Raw genomic sequence first — 10,144 nt, 5'->3', positions numbered from 1 at the left:
ACCGCTTCTTCCACCGCGATTTCATCGAACGGATTCATCGACATCTTCACGTTCGCGATGTCCACGCCCGTGCCGTCCGACTTGACCCGGACTTTCACGTTGTAATCGACCACTCGTTTGACCGGCACCAGAATCCTCAACACGCTCTCCCCACATAAAACGCCTGCATCGACAGCAAGCGGAACCGCTTCACTGTGACAGAGACCCCCGGCGCAGGGAATTCGGTTTTTTCGAACGTGTGCTTCGCGCCCGGTTAAGATTGCTGTTTGTCTTGCGAGTGCCCATCGGCGCTTCATCACTGGCTTTCATCATGCATTTCGATTTCGTGGATTTGCGTTTGCTGCTGAATATCGCCGACACGCAGAACCTCGCGCGCGCGGCGGAGCGCTCGCATCTGTCGGCGCCGGCTGCCAGCAACCGGGTCAAGAATCTCGAGGAACAACTGGGTGTCAAGCTGCTGTATCGAACCAGCCAGGGCGTGACGCTGACGCCCGCAGGCGAAGCGTTCGTGCATCATGCGCGGCTCGTGCTCGAACGTGTCGAGCATCTGGCGGGCGACATGCAGGAGTACGGCGAGGGCATCAAGGGCCACGTGCGCATCTGGGCCAACACGACTGCAATCAGCGAGTTCATGCCCGCCGTGCTGAGTCATTTTCTGCGCGATCATCCGGACGTCAACATCGATCTGCGCGAAGTGCTGAGCGGCGAAATCGTCAAAGGCGTGGCGGATAGCGCGACGGATATTGGCATCGTCGCGGGCAACGTGCATGCGGAACATCTGGAGATGCTGCCGTATCGCGACGATCGCCTGGTTCTCGTCACATCATGCGATCACGCACTGGCGAAACAGGCGTCGGTCGATTTCTCGCAGGTGCTCGGCGCCAACTTCGTGAGCCTGCCCACATCGAGCGCAATCCATGCGTTCATCACGAGCGCCGCCGATGCGCTAGGCGCGCGTCTGAAGCTGCGCATCCAGGTCGGCAACTTCGAAGCCGCGTGCAGGATGATCGAAGCGGGCGTGGGCATCGGCGTAGTGCCGGAGTCGGTCGCGCTGCGGCATACGAAGACGATGCAGATCGCCATCGTCGGCTTGAACGATCCTTGGGCCGAACGCAAGCTCAAGATCTGCGTGCGCGGCCTCAAGGACTTGCCGCCCTTCGCGCGGGTGCTCGTCGACAGGCTGATGGCGGCGGTGTAAGCGACGCTTTGAAGAGCGTCTGAAGGCGACCGATGACGCCGCTGCTGGAAGAGTGGGTTGCGCAAAAGCGGGTGAAATGCGCAGTGGCGCTCGCCTGCACTGAAAAGCTCTCCTTCGATCCACCGGCCGGCCGTCGACATCGCTGTGCGTTCAGTCTCCGAGACTCGCGCCGACCGGCGTGGGGCGTAGCCATCATCAAGCCTTCGAAAAGTCGTTCCTGCTCGCGGCATTGCTCGGCCCAGCTGTAACCCAATCGGCGCTGGCCAGTGCCGACGCGTCGTCCGGCTATGAACCGACCGTACGGGCGCAGTGCTGAACGCGACGGTCAGCCCGAACGAATTCCGACCAGCCCGGCAACGCGAGGCGCGCTTGCCTGGCCCCAGCGCGACGCCGCACCGCCCGCCGCCCCGTCTTTCAAAGTTTCCTTATGGAAACCTCCCTGCGCGATGTCAACTAGCATTTCCCTGCCGCCGACATATTCTTGCAGCCATAAAAACCCGCGTGTATAGTTTCCGAACTTACTCTTGTTTCGCATCGGAAATTAAAGGGGTTTTCATGGACGCTTCCACTATCCTCGCCGATCTCGGCATCGCGCACGCGGCGCAAGCCGGCGACCTTGCGGTTCATTCGCCCATCACCGGCGAACTCATTGGCCGCGTGGCCGTCAACACGGTGGCGGAAGTCGACATGGCCCTCGCCCGCGCGAAAGACGCGTACACCGCCTGGCGCAACGTGCCTGCGCCGCGCCGCGGCGAACTGGTGCGGCTGCTCGGCAACCGTCTGCGCGAGAAAAAACAGGCGCTCGGCAGCCTCATCACGCTCGAAACCGGCAAGATCCTCCAGGAAGGCATGGGCGAAGTGCAGGAAATGATCGACATCTGCGATTTCGCGGTCGGTCTGTCGCGCCAGCTGTACGGCCTGACGATCGCCTCGGAGCGTCCCGGCCACCGGATGGCGGAGACATGGCATCCCATGGGCACCTGCGTCGTGATCTCGGCGTTCAATTTCCCGGCGGCGGTGTGGTCGTGGAATGCGGCACTCGCGCTGGTCTGCGGCAACGCGGTGATCTGGAAGCCGTCGGAAAAGACGCCGCTCACCGCGCTCGCCGTCAACCAGATTCTCAACGAGGCGCTGCAAGAGTTCGGCGACGCGCCGGCCGGCCTGACCGCGCTCATCAACGGCGGCCGCGACGTGGGCGCGAAGCTGGTGGCCGATCCGCGCGCATCGATCGTCAGCGCGACGGGCAGCACGGAAATGGGCCGCACGGTCGGCGTGGAAGTGGCGAAGCGCTTCGGCCGCTCGCTGCTCGAACTCGGCGGCAACAACGCGGGCATCGTTGCGCAAACCGCTGACCATGAACTCGCGATGCGCGGCATCCTGTTCTCGGCGGTAGGCACGGCGGGGCAGCGCTGCACGTCGCTGCGGCGTCTGTTCGTACACGAGAGCGTGTATGACAAGACCATCGAACGTCTGAAGCAGCTGTACAGCAAGGTACCGATCGGCAATCCGCTCGAAAAGGGCACGCTGATGGGGCCGCTGATCGACAAGCAATCCTATGCGCGCATGCAGGAAGCGTTGCAGCAGGCTACGGCCGAAGGCGGCAAGGTGTTCGGCGGCGAGCGTGTCGATGTGAAGGGTTATGAAGGCGGTTACTACGTGCGTCCGGCGATCGTCGAAATGCCGTCGCAAACCGCGGTCGTGCTGAAGGAAACCTTCGCGCCGATACTCTACGTGTTGCGCTATACCGATTTCGCCGACGCAGTCGAAGCGAACAACGCTGCGGTTCATGGTCTGTCGTCGTGCGTGTTCACGACCGACCTGCGCGAAGCGGAGCGTTTCCTGTCCGATTCGGGTAGCGACTGCGGTATCGCCAACGTCAACATCGGGCCGAGCGGCGCGGAAATTGGCGGTGCGTTTGGCGGCGAGAAGGAAACCGGCGGTGGTCGCGAGTCGGGCTCGGACGCGTGGAAGGCTTACATGCGCCGCGCGACCAATACGGTCAACTACTCGTCGGCATTGCCGCTCGCGCAGGGCATCGACTTCAATATCGGCTGAGCGCGCCGGCAACCCGTTGATGCGCGGCGGCCGTCGCCGCCGCGCGCAATGCGTTTCAGCAATCCGTTTGCGCCGCCCGGCGTTTTCAGAGCGGCCACGCTACTCGTGGAGTAAGACGTGAGTTCCAAAGTCGTGATCGTCGGCGGTGGGGTGATTGGCAGCTCGATTGCGTATTTCTTGCGGCTGTCCGATCCGACAGTCTGTGTCACGGTGATCGAGCGCGATCCGACGTATGCGCGTTCGTCGTCGGCGTTGTCGGCGGCGTCGATCCGTCAGCAATTCTCCACGCCGCTGTCCATTCAGATGTCGCTGTTCGGTATCGAGTTCTTGCGCTCGATCGGCGAGCGGCTCGAAGTCGGCGGTGCGCGTCCGTCAATCGATCTGCACGAAGGCGGCTATCTGTTTCTCGCGACGGCCGCGGGCGAAACCACGCTGCGTGAGAATCACGCGCTGCAAAAGCGTCTTGGCGCGGATATCAGTCTGCTCGATGCGAGTGGATTGAAGTCGCGCTTTCCCTGGCTCAATACCGATGATCTCGTCGCCGGTGCGTACGGCGAAAGCGGCGAGGGCTGGTTCGACGGCTACGGTCTCGTGCAGGCGCTGCGCAAGAAGGCTCAGGCGCTCGGCGCGCGCTACGTCGCCGCCGACGTCACTGCGGTGCGGCGCGACGGCAAACGCGTCACGCAGGTGCAGACCGCGAACGGCGAAACCTATGCGTGCGACGTGGTCGTGAACGCCGCCGGCGCCTGGTCGCGACGGGTCGCGCAGATGGTCGGCATCGACCTGCCGGTCTATGCGCGGCGCCGCAGTATTTTCAACGTGAGTTCGCCGGCACGGCTCGAACGCTGTCCGTTGCTGATCGACCCGAGCGGCGTGTACTTCCGGGCTGAAGGCAACGGGTACATTTGCGGCACCTCGCCCGCTGCGAATCGCGACCCCGACGATCTGCCGCTCGACGAAGTCGATCACGCACTGTTCGACGACGTCATCTGGCCGACGCTCGCGCATCGTGTGCCGCAATTCGAAGCGCTGCGCGTGCAGAACTGCTGGTCCGGTTACTACGAATACAACGTGCTCGATCAGAACGCGATCATCGGTTATCACCCTGACCTCGACAACTGCATTTTCGCCAACGGTTTCAGCGGACACGGCTTGCAGCAAGGTCCGGCGACGGGACGCGGCATCAGCGAACTGATTCTGCACGGTCGCTACACGACACTCGACCTCGCTCCGCTCAGCTTCGCACGTGTGCTCGACAACCGGCCGATCGTGGAGAAGAACGTGGTGTAGCCGCGCGGCCGGTTGATGCGGAAAATGCAATACGTAGTGCGTAGATATCGTTTGCCGCGCAACCCGCTCGATGGCCACAATCGACGCCGGTCTTCCCCTCGACAAATAAATCGACCCAGAGCGGCCCGTCATCATGTTCACGTTCAATCCCGCATTCGAAGCACCGACCGGCTCGCCGATTCGCGAGCTGTTCAAGTATCTCGCGCAGCCTGGCATGATCTCGTTCGCGGGCGGTTATCCGGCCAGCGATCTGTTCGATCGTGAAGGGCTCGACGCTGCCGCTGCGCGCGCGTTGCAACAGCCCACGCTGTGTCTGCAGTACGGTCCGACTGATGGCCTCGCGGTCCTCAAGGAACAGCTTGCGCAGCTGATGGCGCGCCGCGGCACGCCATGTGCGCCGCAGGATCTGCTCGTGACGACCGGTTCGCAGCAGGGCTTCGATCTGCTGCTGCGCATACTGGTCGCGCCTCGCGACGTGGTGCTGGTCGAACAGCCGGCCTATCCGGCGACTTTGCAGGCGCTGAAACTGCAACAGGCGGACGTCGTGACGGTGCCCGTCGATCGGCACGGGCTCGATGTCGACGCGCTTGCCACGCTGCTCGAAGCGGGCACGCTTCGCACGGCACCGAAGCTGCTGTACACGGTGCCGACGTTCGCCAATCCGACCGGCGCGACCTTGTCGCTCGAACGGCGCATGGCGCTGTTGAAGCTGGCGGCGCGTCACCGCTTTTTAATCGTCGAGGACGACCCGTACGGCGACTTGCGCTTTTGCGCCGAGGCGTTGCCGTCGCTGCTCGCGTTGAGCGAGCGGGTGCCGGAATCGCGCGACTGGGTGGTGCATTTTTCGAGTCTGTCGAAGATCGTCGCGCCGGGCTTGCGAGTGGGCTGGATGGTCGCGCATGCGGAAATTCTGCGCCGCTGCGTGGTCGCCAAGCAGACCGTCGATCTGTGCAGTCCGTCGTGGACTCAGGCCATTGCTGCGGAGTATCTTGCGAGCGGCGCGCTGGAGCGCCATTTGCCTTGCATCGTCGACGCGTATGCGGGGAAGTGCCGCGCGCTGTGTGATGCACTCGATGCGCAATTGGCGCAGGACATCGCGTTTCATCGCCCGGCCGGCGGTATGTTCGTATGGGCGCGATTGAAGGCGGGAGGGAATGCGGCCGATTATTTGCGTGTTTGTATCGAGCAGAACGTGATGTTCGTGCCGGGCGTCGCGTTCTATAGAGACAATGTCGATGCGGCGGCTCTGCGTCTGTCATTCGCCGCGCCTGGCGTGGAGGATATCGAAACGGGTGTGCAGAGAATGAGGCTTGCCCTCGAACATTTCGTCGACGCGCGATAGAGCGATTAAGACCCGTCGCCGGGTTTCTGCTTCGCCTGACAAGCAGGCGTGCCGAGCGAGTTCGTTTTGGCCGTCCACACACGGCGGACAAGGCGCAACCGCAACCACGGCTGCCCGTTACGAAAGCGCCTTGACGGCGCTGCAATGAACAGCGGCTTGCGCGGTATGGGCGAAGGCTGCGACTCATTGAGAGCGCGCGCATGAAAATCAATGCGCTCAATGACTTGCCTGACTCATGAGCATGTTGTCCACAGGCTTGTGCCCAATTTCTGTGGACAACACATCTTGCTCAGCGGCAGTCGCGCGCATGCCACGTCATCCTCATAAATTCGAATCCGATTCGCGTTCTTTCACCGCATCCCGTGTTGGCGACCAATAAGGCGACCGGTTGTAGTGCGCGTGCACGGACGTGCCCCACTGCCTATCCGCCATCGAAGGCCAGTTGTCCTTGTCAAAACTGGGCGCGGTTTTGATTCGCTCGGCGGATGCGTCGAGCAGGAAGCATTTGTCGTCGGTGTCGAGCGTGAGGGCGCTCCACGGAATCGCGTGCAGCGAGTCGCCTATCCCGAGAAAGCCCCCGCTGGACAGCACCGCATACGCAATCCGTCCGCCACGCACGTCGAGCATGATGGCGGAGATTTTGCCGACATGTTCGCCATCGGATGACATCACCTTATTGCCGTCGAGCGTGGACGCGGCCATTACATCCGGTCCGGGACCGTCGCCCATACCTGCGCCGACGATGTTCGCGCCTTGCTCGCCGGCGGCTGCCGGCCCTTGGGGATCGAGCGTAGTCATGATCTGCTCCTCGTGAAAAAGCATGCACAGGGACGCGCAACGACTATGCCCAGTCGGGAAGGTGGGCTGGGTGGAAAGCGGCGCACGGTCGGGATTGGCTGTGATCCGCTGGCTCGGGCTCTGAAGCCGGTGCGCGTCATGCGGCCGGGCGGCGCCGCGGCGTGCAAAGGGGGCGCTGCGCACCTCTGGCGGGTGAAAGTTATGCGCGGGTTGCGTGTGCTGCCTCGGGCGGTTCGGATGACCCGGTGGGCGGCGCGCGTTTGTTTTCAGGCGCATCGTCAGGTTCGACGACACGGCAAATACCGGTTTACGCTTACCGCACCTTACAGAGGCTCAAGTGCCGCCGATCGGCGTCGATAGATCTTGTGACCGGCGGTGCGACCAACCGCGGCCCGTCATACGCGACGCCATCACCGAGCAGGTTTGATTCGCACTGGCAGATGGCGCAGCACATGTCTTGAGCGTAACGAACGGAGATAGCCATGCAAATCGACAGCGCATTGTCGTCGATCCGACTGGGTGCGGATCGCGCGGCGGCTAACAGCCTGCCCGCGGCGAACGGCGTCACCGCCGCGCCGACCGCGACCTCGACGACATCCGCGCAGGACGACGCCGTCCACATCTCCGCCGAAGGCGCAGCCGCGGCGGATCAGGATGGAAACACGGCGCAGGAAGAGGCGGGAAGCGATTCCACGAAGACAGACAGCGCGCCGGCAGCAGGCGCGTCGGCAGTGCAGTCGTTTGCGTACGGCACGCTCGGACTCGAACGGCCGGACCAGCCTCACGACGACGGCAATGCGTTCTACACGGCTGGGCGCTGGCTGGCAGCGGGCATCACCGTTGGCGGGATCGTTTCGCTGCTTGTTTGAGGAGGGAGGGGCGCTTGCCGTGCAGGACGCACGGCAAGCGTGATCGCTAATTTAGCGGTCGAGGAACGACTTCAGTCGATCGGCGCGGCTCGGATGCATCAGCTTGCGCATGGCCTTACTTTCGATCTGACGAATTCGCTCGCGCGTCACGTCGAACTGCTTGCCGACTTCTTCGAGCGTGTGGTCCGACTTCGTGTTGATGCCGTAGCGCATACGCAGCACCTTCGCTTCGCGCGGCGAGAGCGAGTCGAGCGCATCGTCGATGGCGGCGCGCAAGTCGGCTTGCATCGCCGCATCGGCCGGCGAGGACGCGGCCGAGTCTTCGATCATGTCGCCGAGCGTGGCGTCGCCGTCGTCGCCGACCGGCGTTTCCATCGACACCGGCTGCTTGGCGATCTTCAGAATGCCGCGCACCTTCTCTTCCGACAGTTCCATGCGCTCCGCGAGCACCGACGGATGTGCTTCCATACCCGTCTGCTGCAGGATTTCGCGTGAAATGCGGTTGAGCTTGTTGATCGTTTCGATCATGTGCACCGGCACGCGAATCGTGCGGGCCTGGTCGGCGAGCGAGCGCGTCACGGCCTGGCGGACCCACCACGTTGCATACGTCGAAAACTTCCAGCCGCGCCGGTATTCGAACTTGTCCACGGCCTTCATCAAGCCGATGTTGCCTTCCTGGATCAGATCGAGGAACAGCATGCCGCGGTTCACGTACTTCTTCGCGATCGAGATCACGAGACGCAGATTCGCCTCGATCATCTCGCTCTTGGCCTTGCGCATCTTCGATTCGGCCGCGACCATCTTGCGGTTGACCTCTTTCAGATGCTTCAGCGGCAGCGAAACGGTGGCTTCGATGTCGATCAGCTTCTGCTGCTCGGACTGAATTGCCGGCAGATGACGCTCCAGCGCCGCGCCATACGACGTGTTGCCACGCGCTGCGCGTTCCGTCCAACCGAGGTCGGCTTCGTGGCCGCCAAACGACTCGATGAACTTCTCGCGCGGCATGCCGCTCTTCGTGACGACGATTTGCAGAATGTTGCGTTCGATCGCGCGCACTTGCGCGACCTGGTGCTGGACGTCGCCGCACAGGCGGTCGATCGTGCGTGCGGTGAAGCGGATCTTGGCGAGGTGCTGCTGGATCTCTTCGCGCGCGCGCAGATACGCTTTCGACGTGACATCGCCGCGCGTGTGCGACGCGTTCATCTGGTCGGACAGCATGCCAACCTGGGCGAAGATTTCGAGGCAGTCGCTCGTGAGCTGCTTCAGGCGCGCTTCGTCCGCCGCCGACGAGTCGGCCGGGCCGACGTCGTCGTCGCTATCGCTGTCGTCGTCTTCATCGGAGTCTGTGTCGACGTCGGCTGCCGTGTCGGCGCTCGCGTCTTCTTCCGCCGCGACCGTGTCTTCATTCAGACCGTCGACCAGTTCGTCGATGCGCAGCTCGCCGTCGGCGACCTGCTGGGCGCTCGCCAGAATCGCTGAGATCGCAAGCGGGCAGGCGGCAATGGCTTGCACCATTTCGTGGAGGCCGTCTTCGATGCGCTTCGCAATGGCGATTTCGCCGGCGCGCGTCAGCAGTTCGGTCGCGCCCATTTCGCGCATATACATACGCACCGGGTCGGTCGTGCGGCCGAATTCGGAGTCGACGGTGGACAACGCGACTTCGGTTTCCTCGTCCGCCTGATCGTCCGACACTACGGCGGGGGCGTTCGAGTTGAGCAGCAGCGTTTCAGCGTCGGGCGCCTGTTCGTAGACCTGGACGCCCATGTCGCCGAACGCGCTGACGATGCTGTCGATCGCCGCGGTTTGTGCGAAGTTGTCGGGCAGATGGTCGTTGATCTGCGCGTGGGTCAGGTAGCCTTGCTCCTTACCCAGCTGAATCAGCGCGCGCATCTGGCGCTGACGTTCTTCGGCTTGTTGCGGCGGCAATTCGGCCGCAACGGGGATCGCTTTGCCGGCGCCCTTGCCCTTGGCCGTGCGACCGGAGGGGGCTTTGCCGCTGTAGCCGGCGTTTTCGTGTTGCGAATCTTCGCGATCAAAAGGGTTCACGTATTCTCCTCTAGAGGCTTCGCTATGAGACGCAAGACGCGACCGTCAGGCGTTTCGAGCATGGCTCAACATCACCTGAGTGACTCAACGCGGTTGTTTGGGTGTGCTCTTGGGGAGCAAAAAAGATGAGCCCGCTTGAAGCGGGCCGATAGAAATATGCGAAATTCGCGCGGCTCGCATTATATACGAGCTTGCGCCTTCGCGCTCATGGGGGCACACCAATTAATCGCGCAAGTTGTCGCGGGAGCGCTTGTAGCTTTGCCCGGGAGCGCGCAGCGGCATGCTTTGAGCGACGCGACACCGTCTGCTTGTAGGTTGCACGTTGCCTTCTGCATAGATAGAACTGTTTGTCCTCCTGCGACGGGATCAGTTCCGGCGCTCTCGCCCTATCTATATGTGAGGTTGTGAGGCGCGCGTGCTCTGGTGTTGTGCCGCGTGTGTCTTCAAAGAAAATTCACAGTGGGGGCTTGACGACATGGCGACCGTTCTCCATAATCTCGTTTCTCTGCTGCAGATGCAGCGACGCAGAACGACGCGGTGCCGGGT

At 62.8% G+C, this 10,144-nt stretch carries 7 protein-coding genes and 1 pseudogene; 5 read left to right on the top strand and 3 right to left on the bottom strand.

The window, feature by feature from the left end; all coding sequences use genetic code 11:
- Positions 1-140 (bottom strand): annotated as a pseudogene (locus tag CIC12_RS03425) (electron transfer flavoprotein subunit beta/FixA family protein); the annotation flags it as partial.
- A 170-nt stretch (positions 141-310) separates the two neighbouring features.
- Here CIC12_RS03425 and CIC12_RS03420 point away from each other — a divergent pair.
- The 4 genes from CIC12_RS03420 (at position 311) to CIC12_RS03405 (ending at position 5,885) form a co-directional block, all read left to right on the top strand.
- Positions 311-1,198: a LysR family transcriptional regulator gene (locus CIC12_RS03420; protein WP_168662192.1), complete on the top strand. Its 888-nt coding sequence runs from the start codon at positions 311-313 to the stop codon at positions 1,196-1,198.
- A 555-nt stretch (positions 1,199-1,753) separates the two neighbouring features.
- Complete coding sequence (gene amaB / locus CIC12_RS03415) at positions 1,754-3,253, top strand: L-piperidine-6-carboxylate dehydrogenase (RefSeq protein ID WP_168662190.1); 1,500 nt, start codon at positions 1,754-1,756, stop codon at positions 3,251-3,253.
- A gap of 117 nt (positions 3,254-3,370) precedes the next feature.
- A complete protein-coding gene (locus CIC12_RS03410; RefSeq protein ID WP_168662187.1) occupies positions 3,371-4,543 on the top strand; it encodes an FAD-dependent oxidoreductase in 1,173 nt (390 codons plus the stop codon).
- 133 nt (positions 4,544-4,676) lie between these two features.
- Positions 4,677-5,885, top strand: coding sequence for an aminotransferase-like domain-containing protein (locus tag CIC12_RS03405; protein WP_168662185.1), 1,209 nt, complete (start codon positions 4,677-4,679; stop codon positions 5,883-5,885).
- 321 nt (positions 5,886-6,206) lie between these two features.
- On the opposite strand, the gene CIC12_RS03400 is transcribed toward CIC12_RS03405, so the two are convergent.
- Positions 6,207-6,683, bottom strand: coding sequence for a PRC-barrel domain-containing protein (locus CIC12_RS03400; RefSeq protein WP_168662183.1), 477 nt, complete (start codon positions 6,681-6,683; stop codon positions 6,207-6,209).
- Positions 6,684-7,165: 482 nt separating this feature from the next.
- Here CIC12_RS03400 and CIC12_RS03395 point away from each other — a divergent pair, with 482 nt between their 5' ends.
- The gene (locus CIC12_RS03395) at positions 7,166-7,552 is read left to right on the top strand and encodes a hypothetical protein (protein WP_168662181.1); all 387 of its coding nucleotides are present in this window, start codon (positions 7,166-7,168) and stop codon (positions 7,550-7,552) included.
- Positions 7,553-7,603: 51 nt separating this feature from the next.
- Here CIC12_RS03395 and rpoD read toward each other — a convergent pair whose 3' ends face one another.
- Positions 7,604-9,598, bottom strand: a complete 1,995-nt coding sequence (gene rpoD, locus CIC12_RS03390; protein ID WP_168662179.1) for an RNA polymerase sigma factor RpoD — start codon at positions 9,596-9,598, stop codon at positions 7,604-7,606.
- Positions 9,599-10,144: the final 546 nt, after the last annotated feature.

It is taken from the genome of Paraburkholderia sp. SG-MS1, assembly GCF_012275575.1.
Classification (GTDB): domain Bacteria; phylum Pseudomonadota; class Gammaproteobacteria; order Burkholderiales; family Burkholderiaceae; genus Paraburkholderia.
Note: the sequence above shows the minus strand (reverse complement) of the source record. Positions and strands in the feature narration are given on the sequence as shown.